We start from the raw sequence: 22,363 nt of genomic DNA, 5'->3' as shown, positions 1-22,363 counted from the left end.
GTACGACACGGACGGCACGACAGGCGCGGGCGACGACCGGCGCCGCGGCGGCGGACCGCGCGACAGCGGTACGGCCCGCACAGCGACGAATGAGGCATCCGCGGCGCGGACGCACGGGGACACGGGGGCGGAACAGCAGTGACGGGGTTCGTACTGGCGCGCGTCCGTGCGCACCGCCTGCTGCTCGCCGCCGCGCTGATCGCCGTGGTGCTGACCACCACGGTCCTCTCCACGCTGGCGGCCTTCTCCGGGGGCATCGGGGACGCCGCGCTGCGGCACTCCCTGCGCACCCGGGACACCGCCGAGACCGCGCTGCTCGCCAGGGCGGAGGTCGGCACCCCGGAGCGGAAGACGGCCGAGAGCGCCGTACGGGACGCCGCCAGGACCGCGTTCGACGGGCTTCCCGTCACCGTGACCGATCTGGTGCGCTCGGGCCCCTACTCGCTCCCCCGGTCCCTCCAGCCGCCCGCGGCCCGCGCCGGGAACCCGTATCTGACCCAGTTCGCCGCCCTCGACCCGGCGCAGGTCCGGGTCACCGACGGCCGGCTGCCGCGCCCCTCGGCGCGCGGCCGGGTGGAGGTCGCCCTGCCGGAGACGGCCGCCGCCGAGCTGGGGGTGCGCCCCGGGGCGCGGAACTCCGCCCTCACCCTGGGCGACCGGCGCGACGGCCCCGCCGTGCGGATACGGATCGTCGGTGTGTACCGGCCCGTCGCCACCGGCGCCGCGTACTGGCAGCTCGACCCGCTGCGCGGGCGCGGCGCGCAGAAGGTGTCCTTCGCGACGTACGGGCCGCTGCTCACCGACCGTTCGGTGCTCACCGCCGAGGGGCGGGTCAGCAGGGGCGAGACGGCGTGGCTGGCGACCGGGGACTTCTCCGCGATGACCACCGAACGGATCGGGGCGCTGCGCGACGCCGCGCGGGAGGGCACCGCAGCGCTGCGCGGGTCCGCCGCGCTCGCCGGGAGCGACGAGGTGTCGACCGGGCTGCCCGGGGTCCTCGACCGGGCCGAACGCGCGATGCTGGTGTCCCGTTCGACGCTGCTGATCGTGGCGCTCCAGCTCTGTCTGCTGGCCGGGTACACCCTGCTGCTGGTCGCGCGGCTGCTGAGCTCCGAACGCGCCGGGGAGACCGGGCTGATGCGGGCGCGTGGCGCGTCGCGCGGCCGGATCGCCTCGCTCGCCGCCCTGGAGGCCCTGCTTCTCGCGGTGCCCGCCGCCCTGCTCGCCCCGCTGCTCGCGGGCCCGCTCACCGGACTGCTGACCGGGCAGGGCGCGCTGTCCCGGATCGGGCTGCGCGTCGACGCGGAGGCGTCGGGCACGGTGTGGCTGGTCGCGGCGACCGTCGCACTGGGCTGCGCGCTGGCGGTGACGCTGCCCGCGCTCGGTTCGGCGACCCCCGCGGGGCCGCCGCGCGCCCGCGCGCTGCCCGGTCCGCTGCGGGCCGGGGCGGACCTGGCGCTGCTGGTCGTCGCGGGCGTCGCCTACTGGCAGCTCGACCAGCAGACCTCCGGTTCCGGCGCGCTGAGCGGGGACCGGACCGGCCGGCTGGGCATCGACCCGCTGCTGGTGACCGCGCCCGCGCTGGCGCTGCTCGCCGGTACGGTGCTCACCCTGCGGCTGCTGCCGCCGGTCGCCCGGCTCGCGGAACGCCGGGCGGCAAGCGGGCGGGGACTGACCTCGGCCCTCGCGGGCTGGCAGTTCAGCCGCCGTCCGCTGCGGGGCGCGGGGCCGGTGCTGCTGCTCGTCCTGTCGGTGGCGATGGGCATGCTGGCGATCGGTCAGGGCGCCTCGTGGGACCGCTCGCAGGACGACCAGGCGGACTTCCGGGCGGGGGCCCCGATCCGGGTGCTCACCTCGGGGGCGGCCCAGCTCGGGCAGGCGGGACGGTACGAGGACACCCCGGGGATCGAGGGGGCGGCGCCCGCGCTGCGCACCTCGATGCAGCTGTCCGGCGGGCGCGAGGCGACGGTCCTCGCGCTCGACATGGCGCGCGGCGCCGGAAGCACCCTGATACGTGAGGACCTGGGGAACCTCACCAAGGATCTGAAGCGGGACACGGGCGCAGGACCCCAGGGGACACCGATCCCCGAGGGCACCGGCGAACTGGCCCTGGACATGCGGCTGCGGTCGGTCCCCGGCCCGGGGGAGGTGCCCGAGGGCGGCGAGCCCGACGGCCCGCCCAAGGTGTCGGTGGTCCTGGAGGACCGGTACGGCGTCACCTACCGGCTGCCCGGCGGGAACCTGCCCGCCGACGGCGACCGGCACCGGATCGCCCTGGACCTCACGGGCGCCGCCAAGGCGTCCGACGGCCGGGCCGCCGAGCCGCTCACGCTGGTCGGGCTGGAAGTCGGTGTCCAGCAGCCGGTGGGCCGCGAGGAACAGCACACCCTCACCCTGGAGGGCCTGCGGGCCACCGCCGCCGAGGGCCGGGACGGGCCGCGGGACATCGCGCTCGGCGCCGACTGGCTGGGGGCGAAGGAAACCGCCGGGGAGGAGACGGTGTCCGGCCCCGAGCAGCGTGCCGGCACCCCCCTGGACAAGAAGCCGGGCGGCGGGCTCGCGATGACCTACACCACCGGTCAGACCCATGTCGAGGCCGACGGCTGGTTCCCCATGCCCGCCGAGATCACCGTACGGCTGATCGCGGACCGGCCCGCACCGACCGAGTTCACGGCCATCGCCACCGACCGCTTCCTGGAGGTCCTGGGCGCGCGCACCGGTGACCGGGTGGAGGTCCCGGTGAACGGCGTCAACCTGCCCGTACGGATCACCGGCAGTGTCCGGGCGCTGCCGACGACGGCACCGGACACCCGGAGCGCGGCCCTGACGGACATCGACGGGTCCGTCACCGAGGCGGGGGCCTCCTCGGTGGCCGAACGGGACGGCGGTGCGCTGCTGATGGACCTGGCGGCCGTCAACCGGATGTTCGTCCAGAAGACCGGTGCGGGTCCCGCGCCCAACGAGTGGTGGCTGACGACCGGTCCCGGCCGGTCCGCCGAGGCCGCTTCGGCGCTGCGGTCCCGTTCCGACGCGGACCCCGCGTCGGTGATCGTGCGCGACGAGATCGCCGACGCTCTGCGGGACGACCCGCTGGGCGCGGGCCCCGGTTCCGCGCTCACCGCGGTGGCCCTGACGGCGGCGGCCCTCGCCGCGGTGGGCTTCGGGGTGAGCACCGCCGGGGCGCTGCGGGAACGCGCCGCCGAGTTCGCCGTGCTCCGGGCGCTCGGCACCCCCAGACGACGGCTCGCCCGGCTCGTCGCCGCCGAGCAGGGCATCCTCGTGACGGTGGCCCTGCTCGTCGGTGTGGCACTGGGGACGGTCCTCACCCGGGCGGTGGTACCCCTGATCGTCCTCACCCCCGGCGCCACCCAGCCCGTGCCCCAGGTCCTCGTGGAACTGCCGCCCGGCCAGGTCGCCCTGCTGCTGGCCCTGGTCGCGCTCGGCCCGCTGCTGATCACCGCCGCCCTGCCGCTGCGCGGACCGACCCGGCTGGCGAGCGCGCTCGGGGAGGTCGTCGAACGATGACGGAACGGGACGACGGGCCTGAGCGGGACGGGCCGCGGGGGCGAGGGCGGGGGCGGGACCCGGGTTCGGGGGCGGGCTCGGGCGCGGGCAGGGACTCGGGCGACGGTCCGGCTTCAGGTTCGGATTCGGGTTCAGGTTCAGGTTCGGGCCGGGGTCAGAACCGGGAACGGGACCTGGGCCGGGACGATCTGCCGGAGCGACACGAGCCACCAGCGCCGGGCCCGGACCGGTACGGGACGGCGGACCCGGTCCGACACCACCGGCCGACGGCCCCCGATCAGGACGGGTCCCCGGACCGGGACCGGGACGGCGACGGCAACGTGGACCGTCCACCGTCATCGGGCGGCCAGGCGACGCACCCCACCCCACGAACCCCCACGGCGAGCCGGAGGTCGACCGACCGGCGGACGGACGAGCGGACAGTGAACGAACAGGCGGCGAACAGCCCCACGGAGGAACCCGACGAACCCGCACGGGAACGGCGGGCTTCCCGGCCCGCGCCCCCACCCCCGGAGGGCGGCGGCGCGGCGGAGGACCGGCGGGTCGGACGGCACACCGTGCCCTGGGTCCGTACCCGGCTGCGCAGCGCCCCGGGCACGGCCTTCGCACTCGCGCTGCTCGTCCTGCTGACCGCGGCCCTCGCCGCCGCGTTCCCGCTCGCCATGGACAGCAGCCGGGACAAGGCACTGCGCCAGGCCGTCGCCGAGACGACGCCCCACCGCACCACGATCCAGTTCAACGCCCCCCAGCCCGGTCTGGAGCACTCCCCGGAGGAACGCGAGGCGGCCCTCGGCGCGGACAAGATCCGCGCTGAGTACGAGGGGGTGATCGACGCGCTGCGGGCCCCGATCGCCGCCGACCGCGACCAGTCCTCGTTCGGGGTGCGTACCTCCGAGCCGCCCGAGTCATGGGAGAAGTGGCTGCCCCGCCCCCGGGGGCTGCACCCGCGTTTCGTGCTCTCCACCCAGCAGGACCTCGCCTCGCACGCCCGGGTCCGCGAGGGCCGGATGCCCCGTACCGACGGCACCGTCACGTCCCGCAGCCCCGAGGTCGAGGCCGTCGTCACCGAGGAGACCGCCGCCCGGCTGCACATCAAGACGGGTGCGCTGATCCGTATCCCGGGTGAGCTGCGCGGTCCGCTGGGCATCCGGATCACCGGCATCGTCACCCCGGAGAACCCCCGGGGCGCCTACTGGTCCACCCATGACGTGCTGCGCACCCCGAGCCTCGTGCGGGTCCCGAGCCGCGTCCCCGACCCGCCCACGTACTGGCTGGCCGGACTGCTGCTGCCGCCGGACGCCGCCCCCGCGCTGCTCGACATCCCGGGCCAACCCGAGCGGTACTGGAACATCGCCCCGGACACCGGGAGCCTCGACGGCGGCGAACTGTCCGCGCTCCAGGCCGCGGTGACGGCGACCGTCGACGGCGGCGGGCTGCTGGAGGTCCGCCGGGTCACCGACGTCAACACCGCCGCGCGCACCGAGCTGGACGACGTCCTCATCGCGCACCAGAAGCTGAGTGCCGGCATCACCCCGCTGATCACGGTCGCCGCGACCGGCACGGCCACCGTCGCGCTGGTGGTGCTGCTGATGTCCGGCGGACTCGCGGCGGGCCGCCGGCACGCCGAGTTCACCGTGCTGCGGGCGCGGGGCGCTTCGCTGCGCGCGCTCGGCGGACGGCTGTTCGCGGAGACGGCCGTCGTGGCCGTGCCCGCCGGGGCACTGGGCTTCCTGACGGCACTGCTCCTCGTGGGGGAGGGGCGCCCATGGGTCGCGGCGGGTGCCGCGGGTGCGGTGACCCTCGTGGCCTGCGTGGCACTGCCGGTGCGCGCGATGGCCACGCACCGGCCCGTACGGGTCTCCCAGGACCGGGAGGATCTGACGAGCGCCCGCCCCTCACGGCACCGTACGGTCGCCGAACTGACCGCGCTGGCGGTGGCCGTGAGCGCCGTCGTGGCGCTCCGCCGCCGGGGCACCTCCGGCGGCGAGGGCCTGGTGGCCCTGGCCCCGGTGCTGGTCGGGGTGATCGCCGCGCTGCTGCTCGTCCGGCTGCATCCGCTGCCGCTGCGGGCGCTGGCCCGCCCGGTCGGCCGCCTGCGCGGACTGACCGGGAAGCTGGCGCTGGCCCGCGCGGCCCGCGGCTCGGCCTCGGCGGTGCTGCCGCTGCTGGCCCTGCTGACCGCCCTGACCACGGCGGCGTTCGGCGGTTCGGTACTGGCCGGGGTCGCGGACACCCGGGAGCGGGCCGCCCTCCTCGCCACGGGCGCGGACGCCCGCGTCGACGCGCGGTACCTGCTCGACGCGGGTGCGGCGAAGCGGGTCGCCTCGGTGGACGGGGTGGACGGCGTCACCGAGGCGGCCGTCGACTACACCGCCATGGCGGAGGGCCTGGGCGGCGACCCCACGACGGACACCGACACGGCTTCCGGGTCCGGGTCCGCTTCCGGGTCCGGGTCCGCTTCGGGGTCCGGGTCCGCTTCGAGGTCCGCGTCCGCTTCGGGGTCCGCGTCCGGTACGTCGTCCTCGGGCACGGCCGACGGGGCGGACGGGGCCGGCGCGACCGGTCCTGACCTGCGGGTGCCGCTGGCCGTGGTCGACGCGAAGGCGTACGCGCGGCTGTCGGAGCGGGTCGGCGTCGGGGCGTTCCCGCCCTCGGTCCTGACCGGCGGGGGCGGCGACGGTTCCGCGGGCTCCGGCGATTCCGGGGGTTCCGGCGATTCCGGGGGTTCCGGCGATTCCGGGGGTTCCGGCGATTCCGGGGGTTCCGGCGATTCCGGGGGTTCCGGCGATTCCGGGGGTTCCGGGGGTTCCGGGGGTTCCGGCGAGGGCGGCGACGGTTCCGGTGGTTCCGGTGGTTCCGGCAATGCCCAGGGTTCCGGCGACGGCGACGGCCGTGTGGTGCCCGCGTTGGCGGCCCCGGCCACCGCCGCCCGCCTCGGCGACAAGCCCGTCACCCTCCTCGTCGACGGGGAACGCGTCAAGGTCCGGGTGGCCGCCGTCCGCGCCTCGACACCGGCGGTCCAGGCCGCCGGATTCCTCGTCGTGGACGCCCGCGCCCTGGGCGGACCGCTCCGGCCGACCACCCTTCTGCTGACCGGTGACCGGCTCGACCGGGAACCACTGGCCAAGGCCGCGGGCGACGAGACGGTCGTCCATCTGCGCACCGAGGAGCGCGCCCGCTACGCCGACTCGCCCCTCCAGTCGGGCGCCGAGCGGATCTATCTGGCCGCCGTCGCCGCGGGCGCCGGATACGCGGCCCTGGCACTGCTGCTGTCTCTCGCCCGCGCGGCTCCCGAGCGGGCCGCGCTGCTGGCGCGGCTGCGCACCATGGGGCTGACCCGCCGCGACGGTCGCAGGCTGCTCGTCCTGGAATCGCTCCCACAGGCGCTGCTCGCGTCGGCCGGTGGCGCGGTGGCGGGGTGGGCGGCGATCCGGCTGCTCGCGCCCGGTACCGACCTCACGGCCGTCGCGCTCGCCGCGGCGGCCGGTGGGACGACGGCCCCGATCGCCGGGCTGCGGGCCGATCCGGTGTCGCTGCTGGTGCCCTCCCTCGCCGTCGTCGTGCTGACGGTCGGTGTCGCCGCCCTCCAGGCGTGGTGGACCGGCCGCCACGACTCCGTCCAGGAGCTGAGGATCGGCGACCGATGACCACGAGCCCGACGACGACCACGACCCACCACGACGTGTCCCGTACACCGACGGCCCCACCCCGGGAGCACCTCTCATGACGACCACCTCGACCACCGGCCCCAGCACCTCCTCCCCCGCCGGGAAGGGTCAGGCCACCTCGCTCGCGGAGCTGGAACGCCGTGCCGCCGACCGGCGCACCCGGCCCGCGTTCGGGCACGACGCGCTGATCAGCTGTGACCGGCTGGTGCGGATCTTCTCCACGGACGGGGTCGAGGTGCAGGCGCTCCAGGGCCTGGACCTGCTGGTCCGGGAGGGCGAACTGATGGCGCTGGTGGGCGCGTCGGGCAGCGGCAAGTCCACGCTGATGAACATCCTCGCCGGCCTGGACGAGCCGACGGCGGGTGCCGCGAGCGTCGCGGGCCGCGATCTGCTCACCATGGGCGCGAAGGAGCGGCTGGCGTACCGCCGCGAGGTCGTCGGGTTCGTATGGCAGCAGACCGCCCGGAACCTGCTGCCCTATCTGACGGCCGCGCAGAACGTCACCCTGCCGATGCAGTTGCGGGGCGCTCCGGGTCCGGACGGACCGCGCTCACGCCGGGCGCGGTCGGAGCGGGCCGTGGAACTGCTGGGGATGCTGGAGGTCGCGGACTGCCGTGACCGCCGTCCGCACCAGATGTCCGGCGGACAGCAGCAGCGCGCCGCGATCGCCGTGGCCCTCGCCAACAACCCGTCGGTGCTGCTGGCCGACGAGCCGACCGGGGAACTCGACTCGCACACCGCCGAGCAGATCTTCGCCGCGTTCCGCACGGCGAACGAACAGCTCGGCACCACGGTCGTCATCGTCACCCACGACCAGGCGGTCGCCGGGGAGGTCCGCCGCACGGTCGCGATCCGCGACGGCCGTACGTCCACGGAGGTGCTGCGCCGTACGGAGGTCGACGCGGCGACGGGCGAGGAGTCCCTGGTCGCGCGGGAGTACGCGATGCTGGACCGCGCGGGACGGCTCCAGCTGCCCGCCGAGTACACCGAGAGCCTCGGGATGCGGGACCGGGTCCTGCTGGAACGCGAGGAGGACCACATCGGCGTATGGCCCGCGGACCACTCCCCCACCCCCCACCCGGAGTGACCCACCGGACCTGGGCACCGGGCCGGGTACGCCAGGATGTGGCGCCCCGAAGGGGCGCGGGGAACCGCGCCCCACGTCGGACCCGCACAGGAACAAGTGCGCCCAGGGACGAGTGCCCAGGGGCGCGGGAAACCGCGCGAGCAACCAAGGGCCGTCCGCAGCCGAACGGGGAGCGCAAGGGGCGCGGCCTCAGGGGCGCGAGAAACCGCGCGCCCACGGGCGACCCGCACGGGAAAAGGTGACGCCGGGGTGTGGGACCTCAGACAGGGCTGACGTTCAACGCCCCCGTGCCCGCACGCCGCACCGCCACCGACCCGTACGGAGTCCGCAGCCGGAGCCACGCACCACTGGCCAACAACGTCAGCGGCACACCGGAACCCCGCCCGGACCCACCACCGGACCCCGCCCCACCCGGCGCAGAGCCATGCCCATGACCGGGACGGGGACCCGCACCGGCATCGGCGCCCGCACCAGCATCCGCACCGGTGTCGGCACCGGGGAGGAACCCCAGCGCGTGGGCGGCATGCGCGGCCCGCACGGGCAGATCGCTGTCACCGAGCGGCCGGGACCAGATCTCCCGCCCGATACGGTCCAGCGCGGCCCTGCCCCGCTCGGCCTCCGGAAGCCCCTCGGTCCGGCTCCGGAACTCGGCCACGGCCTGGGCGATCATCGCCCGTACGGCCCCGGGGGACGGCAGCCCCGGCTCCGGATGCCAGCCGCCCCGCGGCGGCAGCACCCCGGCCCAAGGCGGCCCGGTCACCGCGTCGGGCACCCGCGCCGTCCCGTCGTTGTCATCGATCGACTCCAGCAGCTCACCCGCCGACACCGTGATGTCCAGCGTGTCCTCGATGCCGTGCTCGTACGGCTTGGCCAGCCGTGCCGTACGGATCGCCAGCACCTCGAACGACGGGGGGCGGCCGAAGACCGCGAGGGTGGTGCCCGCCGCCTGGAGGCGGACCGCCGCGCCCCGGTCGTAGTGGAGCAGCCGGCCGAGGAATCCGGCGAGGTCCGCCGCCTCCCCGGCGTCGGCGAGATCCACGATCCGGGTCATGCCGCCACGGCCTCCTGCGCGTCGGCGCCCTCGGCGCCGTCGGCGGCCGGGGGAACGTACCGCTGGAGGAACTCCCGCTCCTCCGCGGTGATCCGCCGGGGCCGCTGCGCCTCCAGGTCGAACGGCACGACGACGGTGGAGGCCCTGACGTACACCTCGTCCGCGCCCTCGTGGTCCTTGACCTCGTAGGCGATCGTCAGCGACGCCGCCCGGATCGAGGTGACCCAGGACTCGATGACGACCGGCTCGTGGCGGTGCACCAGCGGCCGGACGTAGTCGATCTCATGACGGGCCACGACGGACCCGCCCGAGAACGACGGCGACCCGTCACCGGGCGCCAGCCGGAACATGAAGTCGATCCGCGCCTCCTCCAGATAGCGGAGGAAGACCACGTTGTTCACATGGCCGAACGCGTCCATGTCCGACCAGCGCAGCGGGCAGCTGTAGAGGTGACGGGTCATGGCCGGTCAGCCCCGGGTGAGCTTCTTGTACGTGGCACGGTGCGGACGGGCCGCGTCCGCGCCGAGCCGCTCGATCTTGTTCTTCTCGTACGAGTCGAAGTTGCCCTCGAACCAGAACCACCGGGACTCGCCCTCGTACGCCAGGATGTGCGTGGCGACGCGGTCCAGGAACCAGCGATCGTGGGAGACGACCACCGCGCAGCCCGGGAAGTCGAGCAGCGCGTTCTCCAGCGACGACAGGGTCTCGACGTCGAGGTCGTTGGTCGGTTCGTCGAGGAGCAGCAGGTTGCCGCCCTGCTTGAGGGTGAGCGCGAGGTTCAGCCGGTTGCGCTCACCGCCGGAGAGGATGCCGGCCGGCTTCTGCTGGTCCGGGCCCTTGAAGCCGAACGCGCTGACGTACGCGCGCGACGGCATCTCGACCTGGCCGACCTTGATGTAGTCCAGCTCGTCCGAGACGACGGCCCACAGGCTCTTCTTCGGGTCGATGTTCTCGCGGCTCTGGTCCACGTACGAGATCTTCACGGTCTCGCCGACCTTGATCGAACCGCCGTCCGGGTCCTCAAGGCCCTGGATCATCTTGAACAGCGTGGTCTTGCCGGCGCCGTTGGGGCCGATCACACCGACGATGCCGTTGCGCGGGAGCGTGAAGGCGAGGTCCTCGATCAGCAGCTTCTCGCCGAAGCCCTTGGAGAGGTTGTCGACCTCCACGACGATGCTGCCGAGCCGGGGGCCCGGCGGGATCTGGATCTCCTCGAAGTCCAGCTTCCGCATCTTGTCCGCCTCGGCGGCCATCTCCTCGTAGCGGGCCAGACGCGCCTTCGACTTGGCCTGCCGGCCCTTGGCGTTGGAGCGCACCCACTCCAGCTCCTCCTTGAGCCGCTTGGCGCGCTTGACGTCCTTCTGGCCCTCGACCTTGAGCCGGGTCTGCTTGGTCTCCAGGTACGTGGAGTAGTTGCCCTCGTACGGGTAGGCACGGCCCCGGTCGAGTTCGAGGATCCACTCGGCCACGTTGTCCAGGAAGTACCTGTCGTGGGTGATCGCCACGACGGTGCCGGCGTACTTGGCGAGGTGCTGCTCCAGCCAGTTCACCGACTCGGCGTCGAGGTGGTTGGTGGGCTCGTCGAGGAGCAGCAGGTCGGGCTGTTCGAGCAGCAGCTTGCAGAGCGCGACGCGGCGCTTCTCACCACCGGAGAGGTTGGTGACGGGCGAGTCGCCGGGCGGGCAGCCGAGGGCGTCCATGGCCTGTTCGAGCTGGGCGTCGAGGTCCCAGGCGTTCGCGTGGTCCAGCTCCTCCTGGAGCTTGCCCATCTCCTCCAGCAGCGCGTCGGAGTAGTCCGTCGCCATCTGCTCGGCGATCGCGTTGAAGCGGTCGAGCTTGCCCTTGACCTCAGAGACGCCGTCCTGCACGTTCTCCAGGACCGTCTTCGTCTCGTCGAGCGGCGGTTCCTGGAGGAGGATGCCGACGCTGAAGCCCGGCGCGAGGAACGCGTCACCGTTGGACGGCTGCTCCAGGCCCGCCATGATCTTCAGGACGGTCGACTTTCCGGCGCCGTTCGGTCCGACGACACCGATCTTCGCGCCAGGCAGGAAGTTCAGGTTGACGTCGTCGAGGATCACCTTGTCGCCGTGCGCTTTACGCGCCTTGCGCATGGTGTAGATGTACTCAGCCAAGGGAAACCGTCCGGCAGCTTGAAACGTGAAGTGTCAACATGTGACTCCGCATGTTGCTCCGCCGCGTGAGGGCAGACCTGTCCATCTTGCCGTACAGGGGGGTTGCGGACGAAACCCGTTCTCCCCGCGAACCCTCCGCCGGTCCCCGCGTACCGGGCGTCACCTGCCCGTTCCTCCGTTCAAGGCCGGACCGGACCGCCGGTATCCGTACCCCCGCCGAAGCGGGGGAAGGGCTCCCGGAGGGTGACGGACCGGTGACACGGCCCCACGCGAAGGCCGTTCCACACCGCACACCCTCCCACCGGAGTGACTCAGCTCACACCGGAATGCCGCGGTCCGCACCTCATCGCGCCGCTCACTCGTCCCGGCCGGAGGGCTTCCGGCGCAGGATCAGCATCGCCGCTCCGCCGATCACGACCAGCGCCACGGCGACGCCTCCGATCACGAAGGTCGCCCTGGAACTGCCCGTCGCGGCGAGGTCCACCGTGCTGCCGCTGTCACCGCCGAGCACCCCCGCGGACGCCGGGCTCGGCGCCGACATCGGGCGGGGACCTTCCGTGTCACCGCTGCGGGTACGGCAGTCCAGGATGCCGTCGACCCGCTTCTCGTAGCCGTACGGTCCCCTGATCGTGAAGTCGTAGCTCTGGTCCTCCTTGAGCGGCACGGTCACCGTGCCGGTGCGCCCCGCGGCGACCCGGTGGCGGGTGCCCATCAGCTCGAAGGCGAACACCTCGTCGCCGGCGTTGCCGACGGTGAGGTCGAGGCCGCCTTCGGCGCAGTTCCGTTCGCCGGACAGCGCGGGTATCGGACCGGCGCCCGCCCAGTTCACGGTCGCCGTCGCGGAGACCGTCGACACACTGGACCCGGCGAGTACCTGGGTCTGGCTGCGGCTCCCGGAGGCCAGGGCCCGGCCGACGGGCACCGTGGTCGAGGTCTGCACGGTCAGCGCCGCCGAACCGGGCGCTGCGCCCTCGGGTATCGCGAAGTACAGCTCGCCGCCGTCCCGTACGGTCGTGACCGGCCGGCCCTTGGCGTCGACGATCCGCACCCCGGCCGCCAGGGCCCGCGCGTCCGGCTGGACGATCGCCTGCCGGGCGTTGGACCGCACCTTCACCGGGCCGACCCGGCCGTCGTCCCGCGCGGTGGGCGGGGTCCGGGCGGACAGCGCGGAGTCGTCCAGGAGCAGCGATGCCTCGGGTTCGGGGAGGCTGCGGGCCTTGCGCTCCAGATGGTCCGCGAGCTTCTCCGCCTGCGGGTCGACCGCCGTGATCCGGGGGATCTCGCGCGCGGTCCGCTCCGTGCCGCTGCGCGCCCCGGCGCCGTCCGAGTGGCGCCAGATCGCGATCTGGGTGCCGGTCGCCGCGTCCTGCTCGGTGAGACCGGGCGCGCCGGCGCGGCGGGCGAGCTCCGCGAGATCGTTGACCTGCGGATACGAGTTCCGCAGAATCCAGCGCACCTTCCCGGCGGCGGCGTTGGTCCCGAGCGAGGTGCCCGCCCAGGGGGTTTCCTGATATCTGGCGTCCCGCTGGGTCGCGGCGTCGAGGTCGACGCCATAGGTCCGCAGCATGCCGCCGTTGTCCACGGCCATCTCGAACAGACCGGCCTGGACGTGTCGTTCCTCGCCGTTCACCCGGACGATCGCCGCACCGGACAGTTCCAGACCGGCGAGGGTGGCGGTGGCTCCGCCCTGATCCTGCGCGCCCTCACCGGCGGCGGCGAGCGGGGCACCGGTCACCATGGCCGTGACGAACAGGCCGGACGCCAGGGCCACGACGGCCGTACGACAGATGCTCCTCCTCGGGGGAGAGCTGACTGAATACACAGAATTCCCTTTCGGGTGAGGCCCGTTGGCGTGGGGGGTGGTCCTCACCAGCAGAACGAGATGCTCCATGAGCTGTCCCGGCATCCTAAGAAGTCCGGCACACCGGTCGCCCCACACATACCGTCGGATAACCGTTCCGACTCGGAATCGTTATCGCTTTTCACGCTTCCGACCTGGGCTTATCGACAAATCCACGCATTCGTACGGGGGTGGCCGCGGCGGTTGCGGTGACCCTCACGGCCTCGGGAACGTCGCGGTCGCGGTGACAGCGGCGGCGACGGTCGCGACACGGTACGGACCGGCGTGCGGGTTGGGACCCGGGCCCGGACCCGCCCCACACCCGCCCCGCCCGCGCGCACGGGCTCGTACCGGCTCCCGTACCCGCCTCGTTCAAACGACCGGCGTCGGACGCCTGCGCGCCGGGGCGGGTGGGACTGGTGGTGCCAGTGGGGCCGATGAGGTCGGTGGTGCCGGTGGGCCCACCGCGCCGTCGGGCACCGCTCCCGTGTCCCACAATCCGTCGTCCGGCCCCGGCGGAGCGGGCGCCTGCCCGCCGACCGCCGCGCCGGGACCGCCGGGAGCACCGGGAGCACCGGGCTTGCCGGGGGCGGAGGCCGGGGTCCCGCTGCCGCCGCCCTCCGCCGTACCGTCGGCGCGCGAGCGCGGGCCGGGCCTGTCACGGCGGAACGCCGTGGTGCCCCGGGCGAGGTCGTGACCGATGGAGCTCGCCTCGATGTCCGCGCTGAACCACTGCTGGCCGTTGCCCCGGTCCTCCTGCCGCACCTTCAACCGGCCCCGCACGATCACCGGTTCGCCGACGGACAGGGACGCCGCCGCGTTCTCCCCGAGCGCCCGCCACGCGTACACCGTGAAGAAGTTGGTGTGGCCGTCGATCCAGGAATCCCGCCCCCGGTCCCGGTAGCGCGATGTCGCCGCGATCCGGAACCTCACCACCGCGCCCGTCGGCAACTCCCGGAAGACCGGTGCCGTCGCGACGTTGCCCACCACTGTCACCAGCGTGTCGTTCATTGCCTACCCCCTACGGACCCGCGCGGGCACTCCCCGCACGACCGGGTTCCGCGATCCCCCGTGGATTCGCGGACACCGGTGGACGGCACGACGGCACAAGGCCGCCGGCCCCACCGGCTCCCGGGCCACGCGAGGTGCACCGCGCTTTCCCGGGCCGGATTCCAGAGTGCCCGGCCGGGCCCGATCCCGCTGAGCCCTGTGTGTGGCGCGACGGTTGTGGAAAACCCCGCCACCCGAACGGATGACGCCATCCGCCCACGCCAGCCGGGCCCACCCCGGACGGGCCCGCTCCGGGCCGCCCTGGCAGCAGCAGCGGGTGGGGGTAGCGCGGGCGCTCGCCGCCGATCCGCCGGCGCTGCTGCCCACTCCCTCCGACGGGGCCGCCCGCCCCGGTACCCGTGTGACCCGCGACCCGCTACCCGCCCGCGCCGAGCGGCACCGGAACCACCCCCGTGACCCGCAGATACTGCTCACGGACCTCCCGGTACCGCAGCAGCTCCGCCGCCACCGGATCGAGCACCTTGGCCCGTCCGCACCCGGCCGCGGCCTCCCGCAGCCGCCGTTCCGCCTCGGTCCCGTACCGCCGGGCCGGACCCCGGGCGGCCAGTCGGCACAGCCACTCGACCAAGGGGCCGCCGACGATGCCGACCACCATCAGCAGGACCGGCACCCCCAGGTTGGGCGACATCATCCCGACGATCTGGCCGACCAGCCACAGTGCCCCGACGAGTTGAAGAACCGTCATCGACGCCTGGGCGAGCACGGCGAACGGCCACCAGCCAGGCCGGGGCGGCCGTCCGGACGCTCCCGCGGCGATCGCGAGGCGGTCCAGGGCCTCGGGGAGTCCCGACGCGCCCCGTACCGCGGCCTCGCGCACGGCCTGGGCCCATGGGGTCGGCAGTCCCGACGCCGCCTGGTCGGCCACGGTGCGCACGGCCTGCTCGACACGCTGACGGGCCGTGGACTCCTCGTCCACCGGCGCGGGGGGCTGCGGGAACACCGACGCCGGGTCGCGCCGGGACTCGTACCAGCGCCACAACCGCAGCCAGGGGGTCCCGCAGGCGGTACCGGCGTGGCGGCGCCAGGCGCGTTCGGCGGCGTCACCGGCGGCGCTCGCGCCGACCGCCTCGGCGAGACGGTCCGAGAACTCGTCACGGGCCCGTTCCGTCAGCCCCGGCCGGCGGGCGGCGGCGTACACCGGCCGCAGACGGCTCGCGGCGGCGTCCACATCGGCCGCGATCCGGCGGGCCGGTGCGGCGCGTTCGGCGAGGAACTGGTCCAGCGCCTCCCTGAGCTGGTCCATTCCCTCGCCGGTCAGCGCGGACAGCGCGAGGACGGTGGCACCGGGCTCGTCGTACTCGCCGAGGGCGACCCCGTCCTCGTCCAGGAGCCGCCGCAGATCGTCCAGCACCTGGTCGGCGGCGTCCCCGGGCAGCCGGTCGATCTGGTTGAGGACGACGAACATCACCTCGGCGTGCCCGGCCAGGGGCCGCAGATACCGCTCGTGGAGCACGGCGTCGGCGTACTTCTCCGGATCCACCACCCAGATGACGGCGTCCACCAGCGCGAGGACCCGGTCGACCTGCTCCCGGTGGACCACGGACGCCGAGTCGTGGTCGGGGAGGTCGATGAGGACGAGTCCGTCGAGCTGAACCTCGCCTCCCGCGTGGGGCACGGGCCTGCGCCGCAGCCGTCCCGGCACACCGAGCCGGTCGAGGAGCCCGGCGGCGCCGTCCGTCCAGGTGCAGGCGATCGGTGAGGAGGTGGTGGGGCGGCGGACCCCGGTGTCGGAGATGTTGACCCCGGCGAGCGCGTTGAACAGTGTCGACTTGCCGCTGCCGGTGGCGCCCGCGACGGCGACGACCGTGTGCCGGTCGGAGAGCCGTCGCCGCGCGGTGGCCTCGTCCAGCACCCGCCCGGCCTCCGCGAGCGTGGCCCGGTCGAGCCGCGCCCGGGAGAGCCCCACGAGCTCACGCAGGGCGTCGAGCCGCCCCCGCAGCTCCGTGTCGTACCCGGCCGCGGCGGTGTCCGTACGGGGCGCGGCGGCGTGCGGGGCGGTGTGGTCCACCACGCCCGTGGTGGCCACGTCGGCGTCGGTGACCCGTCGGGCGATCAGTCCGTCGTCCCAGACCCGCCCGCTGTCCGCACCCGGTTCGCGACGCGCACGCGCACGCGTGAAGGGCGCTTCGGCGGCGGTCCGGAAGCGTGTCCCCAGGGAGGTACGGGAGGGGGCGGCGGCATCCGCGACGGGGGACGTACCCGCGGACGTACCGGGGGACACGGAGGAGTCGCGTTCCGCGCTTCCCGCGCGCGCGTCCTCGTCCTCGTCCGGGTCGACGGCCCCGTTCCCGTCGCGACCGCCGTTTCCGGGCGCCGCAGTCCCGGCACCAGCACCAGCCCGGGTGTCATCGGAACCGACGGCCGCCCGGTCGGTGTCCTCGGCGCCGCCGCCCCGTGCGCCACCGGTGCCCCGAGGGTCCTCCACGGACCTGGTGTGCTCCCCGTGACCCGCGGAATGGTCCTGGTGACCGGGGTGACCTGAGCGACCGTCATGACGCCCCACCGAGCCCACCGAGCCCGCAGACCCGACCGATCCCACCGGCCCCACCGGCTCGGGGCGCCGCAGCTCATCCGGCTCCCCCGGCTCCTCCGACTGCCCCGACCGCCCCGGCTCCTCCACATCGTCCGACACCTCCGCGCGCTCCGGGTCGTCCGTCCGGCCGCCGCTCTCGGTGTCCCGCGGCTGGTCCGCGTGCTCCCCCTGCTCGGCGGTGTCCCCGGCCCCCCGCTCGCCCTGTTCGGCCTTCCCCGCTTCCCCGGCCTCCCCGGCGCGCTCGCCGTGCGCCGCGTGCGGTGCGTGCGTCGTCATGCCGTCCGCGCCATCGGCACGGTCGGTGTGGTCGGTCACGGCGGTCACCGCGGTCACCTCTCCCTCGGATCACTCTGACGGCTGTGTCCCTCTTGCGCCTTCCGGCCCTGCGGGGCGTCGTCGCTCGCGGGCGCGTCCGGGGGCTCCCCCTGCCGCCGCTGCTCACGCTGGAGGACGGACAGGGCGGCGATGAGCTCGGACTGGGGCTCGGGACGGATGTCCAGGGCGTCCAGCGGGGCGAGACGGCGTTCCCGTTCGGCGTAGAGCACCTTCTCGACGTAGTCGGAGACCAGCCGGCCGCCCCTCTCGCGCAGTCTGAGCGCGCTCTGCGCGCCGATGCGGTCGGCGAGGCTCTCCCCGGCCGCGCGACCGCGCGGACCGCCGAGGAGGGCCACCGCGAGCATCGCGGCGACGGCCTCCGGATCGGGCGCGGTGCTCCGGTCGACGTCGCGCACCTCGTCCTCGCAGTACTCCTCCAGCTCGCGCCGCCAGCGCCGTACGGCCATCCCGACACGGTGCTCGGCGCTCTCCAGGTCGGGGTCACGGGCGGTCAGGCCGTGCGCCGCGCAGCCGGGTTCGCGCCGCCACCGTTCGTCGATCTGTTCGTCGGCGGCGGTGGCGCAGCACAGCAGGAGAGCGCCGAGGTTCTCGACGAGGGTGTCGAGGAGCTCTCCGGGGCCGCAGTCGAGGGGGTAGCTGCGCCAGCGCTTCAGGGCGTCCCCGGAGAGCACCGCTCCGGCCTGGAGACGGCCCCTCACGCGCGCGTGCTCGCTTTCGTACACGTCCTCCACGACGGCGGTGAGCCGGACGGCGGCGGCGTGCTGTGCGGCCACGGCCCCGGCGAGTTCCGGCATCCGGGAGCGCAGCGAGTGGAGCATGCCGCCGGCGGTCCGGATGATGGTGTGCCCGCGCGTGGTGGGTTCCTGGGCGCGCTGGGTGAGCCAGGCGCGCAGCGGGGCGACGGCGGTGGACGGGAGGAGTCCGCCGCCGCCGGTGGACTCGGGGAGTTCCGGGACGGTGAACCGGGGTACGTCCCCCAGTCCGGCCTTGGTGAGCAGGGCCGCGTACTGACGGGACACCTCGCCGACGACCTGGTGCGGCACCCGGTCGAGAACGCTGACCAGGGTGGCGTCGTGCTCCTTGGCGGTCCGCAGCAGATGCCAGGGGACGGCGTCGGCGTAGCGGGCGGGGGTGGTGACCATGACCCAGATGTCGGCGGCGCAGATGAGCTGGGCGGCGAGGAGGCGGTTCTGGGCTACGAGGGAGTCGATGTCGGGGGCGTCGAGGAGGGCGAGTCCGCGGGGCAGGGCGGTCGCCGTCTCGATGCGCAGCTGCCGTTCGTCCGGGCCGTCGCCGTCCCGGTGTCCGCCGCCTCGGCCGTGGCTGTGGCCGTGGCCGGGCAGCAGGTCGTGGGCGTCGCCGCCGAGGGCGTCCTGCGGGGGTACCCAGACCCGGGTGAGGCCGGGGAGGACCCGCAGGCCGCTGAACCAGTGGTGGTCCTCCGGGTGGCAGACGAGCACGGGGACCCGGGTGGTCGGGCGCAGTACGCCCGCCTCGCTGACCTGGCGGCCCACGAGGGAGTTGACCAGGGTCGACTTCCCGGCGCCGGTGGAGCCCCCGATGACGGCCAGCAGCGGTGCGTCGGGGGCTCCGAGCCGTGGCACCAGGTAGTCGTCGAGCTGGGCGAGCAGCTCGTCGCGGTTGGCACGCGCGCGTGGCGCCCCCGGGAGAGGGAGCGGAAAGCGGGCGGCGGCGACCCGCTCACGCAGTGCGGAGAGAGCGTCGAGCAGTTGAGGCCGTACGTCCAAGGTCACCACATGCGAAGAATGCCCAACTTTGGCGACTTTCTGAAGCATATGGGTATCCTGCGCGCCGACGACCCGGCAGGAAACGGCCGAACGGACACCTGGGACGGAAGGCGTGAGTGGGGCGCAGGCATAACGAGTGCACAACACCCGGGGCGCGAGACGCGAAAAGCGATGCACGATTCGCACCTGCCTGCGATTATCAGGACCGCTTCACCGAACCTCCACATCGAGCCACGGAGGCGAAGCGCCGGGTACTAGGAATCAGGAGCCCTATCCTTGTCCCGGACACGGTCCCCGGACCACCCCCCGGGCACCAGGCCACCCGGCCGTCACCCGGCCCCCGTAGCTCAGTGGATAGAGCAGGCGCCTTCTAAGCGCTTGGCCGCAGGTTCGAGTCCTGCCGGGGGCGCAAACCCAGCCTCACCAGCGGAAACGCCGGTGAGGCTTCTTCATGTCCGGATGCACATCGCTGATAGGACAAGCGCCTTGCCTCCCGGCGAAGGCTCCGGGGCGGGTTCCTGGAGCGTTCCGGGGGAGGTTCGGGAGCGTGCCGGGGCGGGTTCCTGGAGAGCTCCGGGCGGTTCGGGGCGGGAGGTGCGGGAGGTGCGGGAGATACCGCCGCGGGGGCTACGCGGGGCCGGGGCGGGCCGGGGCGGGGGGTTCGGTGAGGAGGTAGGGGGCGACGAAGCCCTGGTAGGCGTTCCTGCGGTCGGCGGGCAGGTCCTTCCAGCCGGTGATCCGGCCACGGCACAGGGCCGACCCGCAGCGGCACCGGGCGGGGAAGTGGTCGACGGTGTGGTTGCGCATCGCGTAGTCGAAGGTGATCTCCTCGCCGGAGGTGATCGGCAGCCGGGCGAAGAGGTCATGGGCGCCGGAGGCGTTCAGCCTGATCCCGCACGACGGATCGCAGGAGTGGTTCACGCTCGGCATCATGCCCTCGTGCCGCACGAAGCGGTCCAGCGCGACCTGCGAGGCGTGCGCGTCGTTGCGGTCCAGCTCCGCCCCGATGGCTCCGGCCAGGACCAGCTCGCCCGTCCGGAACCGCCGCACGGCGAACACGCCGGCTCCCTTGTCGCCGGACTCCCGCAGTTCGACTCCCTGCTCCCGACCGGGGAGAACGACCGTCCTCGACGGATCGGCAGACTCCTGAACACTCATCGATGAGCCCTTCGGTCATCGCCCGGCGCGCGCACGCTCGTCTCAGCCGCAGGTCGGGCACCCGGCGAGATCAGAACGCGGACGCCCCCACACAACCGCACAACCGGGTCGGGCACCAGACCCTTACCGGCCCCGTCGCACGGCCCCGCCCCGGACCGGCGGCCGGGCCGGGGGTGCCGCCTCAGCGGGTTCAGCGGGTTCAGCGGGTTCAGCGGGTTCAGCGGGTGAACCGCTTTTCGAGGTAGGCCAGGACGGCGAGGACCCTGCGGTGGCCGGTGTCGGTCGGGGGAAGGCCGAGCTTCAGGAAGACGTTGCCGATGTGCTTGCTGACGGCGCGTTCGGTGATGACGAGGGTGGTCGCGATGGTGGCGTTGTCATGGCCCTCGGCCATCAGATGCAGCACCTCGCGCTCGCGGGGTGTGAGGGTCCCCAGGGGGTCGTCCCGGCGCTGGGACATCAGCTCGGTGACGACCTCCGGGTCCAGAGCCGTACCGCCCGCGGCGACGCGTTCCAGCGCGTCGAGGAACTCGTCCACCCGGCCGACGCGGTCCTTGAGGAGATATCCGACGCCGCCCGCGCCGCCGCCGAGCAGTTCGGCGGCGTAGGTCTCCTCCACGTACTGGGACAGCACGAGGACCGGCAGGCCCGGGATCTCCCGGCGCGCGGCGAGCGCGGCGCGCAGACCCTCGTCACGGAAGCCGGGCGGCATCCGGACATCGAGGACCGCGACGTCCGGGCGGTGGGCCACGAGGGCGGGCAGCACCTCGGGGCCGGTGCCCACACTCGCGACCACCTCATGTCCCGCGGTCGTGACCAGCAGCGTCAGGCCCTCCCTGAGCAGGGCGTTGTCCTCGGCGATCACCAGGCGCACGGCAGCTCCACATCGATCACGGTCGGCCCCCCGACGGGGCTGGTCAGCCGGACGGTGCCGTCGAGCGCGGCCACCCGGCGCCGCATGCCGAGCAGCCCGCTGCCGCCCGACTCGTCCGCCCCGCCCCGCCCGTCGTCCCGTACCGTGATCTGCAACGCGCGACCCGCCCTGCGGAGTTCCACCCCGGCGTGTTCGCCGCCGCCGTGTTTCGCCGCGTTGGTCAGGGCCTCCGCGACGACGAAGTACCCGGCGGCCTCGATCCCCGCGGAGGCGCGGGCCCCGGCGGCCTCCACCCCGTCGTCGGTCACCTCCACGGCCAGCCCGCTGCCCGCCGCCAGCGCCCGGACGGCGCCCAGCAGGCCCCGGTCGGTGAGGATCGGCGGATGGATGCCCCGTACGACGTGGCGCAGTTCGGTGAGGGCTTCCTCGGCCTGGTCCTGTGCCTCGGCGAGAAGCCGGCGGGCCAGGTCCGGATCACGTTCGTACGCGCGCTTGGCGAGCCCCACCCGCATGGACAGGGCGACGAGATGGGCCTGGGCGCCGTCGTGCAGGTCGCGTTCGATACGGCGCAGCTCCGCGCCGTGCGCCGCGACCGCGCCCTCGCGGGTCACCGTCAGCTCGGCGACCCGCTCGGCGAGGCGGGCGTTGTCGCGGGCCTCGGGGGACGGTTCGAGCAGGGTGCGGGACCAGTCCGCGTCGAGTTCCGCGAGCCGCCCGATCAGCGGCAGGACGACCGGGCGGCGTCCTGCCATGCCGTGCCAGACGAAGTCCACGATGAGGCCCACCACCCACAGGGCGGGGGTCGCGCACGCCAGCAGCAGCCCGTACACGTAGTGCGCGCCGAGCCAGCGCAGGTCGCGGTAGGTACCCGGGTCGCCGAGCGCCGCTCTGACACGCTCCACGAGCGTGCCTTCGAGCGGTGTGTACGCCTCCGGGACGGGGGTCCCGGTCCACTCCCCCACGAGCTTCCGCTTGGCCCCGGCGACCCGGCGCAGCAGCAGTGTGGTCTCCGGGAGCGTTCCCGCGCCGATGACGATGACGCTGCCGACGGCCGTGAACGCGAGGACGGGCATGAAGAAGTACGACACGACGGTGAAGCCTGCGGATATACCGAGGCGGCGTGTCGCCTGCGCCGCCTCCCGTATCGGTCTCTCCATGCCGATCAGGCTAAACGACCTGGTGGGCGCCGCTCAGGTGGGTGGTCCCCCCGGTCCGTGGTGGAGCCTGCTCCACCACGGACACGGTGGCCGGCCCCCTTACCGGACCGTTCCGTCGGCGGTGATCCTTGAGGGGTACGCGCTTACGCCGCACTCGCTCCGGCGGCGCCCACTCCAGTTGCGCGC

At 74.1% G+C, this 22,363-nt stretch carries 13 protein-coding genes and 1 tRNA gene; 4 read left to right on the top strand and 10 right to left on the bottom strand.

Annotated features, from left to right (window positions below):
- Window positions 1–138: 138 nt before the first annotated feature.
- The 3 genes from OG711_RS26060 to OG711_RS26050 all read left to right on the top strand — a co-directional run bounded on the left by OG711_RS26060 (window position 139) and on the right by OG711_RS26050 (window position 8,280).
- Complete coding sequence (locus tag OG711_RS26060) at window positions 139–3,525, top strand: ABC transporter permease (RefSeq protein WP_329560757.1); 3,387 nt, start codon at window positions 139–141, stop codon at window positions 3,523–3,525.
- A gap of 422 nt (window positions 3,526–3,947) precedes the next feature.
- Complete coding sequence (locus OG711_RS26055; protein WP_329560754.1) at window positions 3,948–7,172, top strand: FtsX-like permease family protein; 3,225 nt, start codon at window positions 3,948–3,950, stop codon at window positions 7,170–7,172.
- A gap of 76 nt (window positions 7,173–7,248) precedes the next feature.
- Window positions 7,249–8,280 carry an ABC transporter ATP-binding protein gene (locus OG711_RS26050; protein WP_266515658.1) on the top strand — a complete coding sequence of 344 codons (1,032 nt, stop codon included), beginning with the start codon at window positions 7,249–7,251 and terminating at the stop codon, window positions 8,278–8,280.
- Between the two features lie 259 nt (window positions 8,281–8,539).
- On the opposite strand, the gene OG711_RS26045 is transcribed toward OG711_RS26050, so the two are convergent.
- From OG711_RS26045 to OG711_RS26015, 7 genes are all read right to left on the bottom strand, one after another.
- Entirely contained in the window at window positions 8,540–9,331 is a 792-nt protein-coding gene (locus OG711_RS26045; protein ID WP_266515660.1) for a hypothetical protein, read from the bottom strand.
- Window positions 9,328–9,792, bottom strand: a complete 465-nt coding sequence (locus OG711_RS26040; protein WP_073793768.1) for an acyl-CoA thioesterase — start codon at window positions 9,790–9,792, stop codon at window positions 9,328–9,330. The genes OG711_RS26045 and OG711_RS26040 overlap by 4 nt, the downstream gene beginning before the upstream one ends.
- A 6-nt stretch (window positions 9,793–9,798) precedes the next feature.
- The gene (gene ettA, locus OG711_RS26035) at window positions 9,799–11,463 is read right to left on the bottom strand and encodes an energy-dependent translational throttle protein EttA (protein ID WP_073793769.1); all 1,665 of its coding nucleotides are present in this window, start codon (window positions 11,461–11,463) and stop codon (window positions 9,799–9,801) included.
- A 355-nt stretch (window positions 11,464–11,818) separates the two neighbouring features.
- Complete coding sequence (locus OG711_RS26030; protein WP_405674078.1) at window positions 11,819–13,285, bottom strand: TQXA domain-containing protein; 1,467 nt, start codon at window positions 13,283–13,285, stop codon at window positions 11,819–11,821.
- Window positions 13,286–13,675: 390 nt separating this feature from the next.
- A complete protein-coding gene (locus tag OG711_RS26025; RefSeq protein ID WP_329560751.1) occupies window positions 13,676–14,314 on the bottom strand; it encodes a single-stranded DNA-binding protein in 639 nt (212 codons plus the stop codon).
- A gap of 415 nt (window positions 14,315–14,729) precedes the next feature.
- Entirely contained in the window at window positions 14,730–17,183 is a 2,454-nt protein-coding gene (locus OG711_RS26020; protein ID WP_405674976.1) for a GTP-binding protein, read from the bottom strand.
- A gap of 53 nt (window positions 17,184–17,236) precedes the next feature.
- Entirely contained in the window at window positions 17,237–19,039 is a 1,803-nt protein-coding gene (locus tag OG711_RS26015; protein WP_329560747.1) for a GTPase domain-containing protein, read from the bottom strand.
- Between the two features lie 288 nt (window positions 19,040–19,327).
- Between OG711_RS26015 and OG711_RS26010 the strand changes: the two genes are divergently transcribed.
- Window positions 19,328–19,400 (top strand) — tRNA-Arg (locus tag OG711_RS26010).
- A 218-nt stretch (window positions 19,401–19,618) separates the two neighbouring features.
- On the opposite strand, the gene OG711_RS26005 is transcribed toward OG711_RS26010, so the two are convergent.
- From OG711_RS26005 to OG711_RS25995, 3 genes are all read right to left on the bottom strand, one after another.
- A complete protein-coding gene (locus tag OG711_RS26005) occupies window positions 19,619–20,149 on the bottom strand; it encodes an SET domain-containing protein-lysine N-methyltransferase (protein ID WP_266515668.1) in 531 nt (176 codons plus the stop codon).
- Between the two features lie 217 nt (window positions 20,150–20,366).
- Complete coding sequence (locus tag OG711_RS26000) at window positions 20,367–21,020, bottom strand: response regulator transcription factor (protein WP_073793772.1); 654 nt, start codon at window positions 21,018–21,020, stop codon at window positions 20,367–20,369.
- Window positions 21,008–22,177 carry a sensor histidine kinase gene (locus OG711_RS25995; protein ID WP_266515674.1) on the bottom strand — a complete coding sequence of 390 codons (1,170 nt, stop codon included), beginning with the start codon at window positions 22,175–22,177 and terminating at the stop codon, window positions 21,008–21,010. The genes OG711_RS26000 and OG711_RS25995 overlap by 13 nt, the downstream gene beginning before the upstream one ends.
- Between the last annotated feature and the right edge of the window lie 186 nt (window positions 22,178–22,363).

It is taken from the genome of Streptomyces uncialis, from assembly GCF_036250755.1.
Classification (GTDB): Bacteria; Actinomycetota; Actinomycetes; order Streptomycetales; family Streptomycetaceae; genus Streptomyces; species Streptomyces uncialis.
The sequence above is the reverse complement of the archived record's forward strand: the minus strand, read 5'-3'. Positions and strand labels throughout refer to the sequence as shown.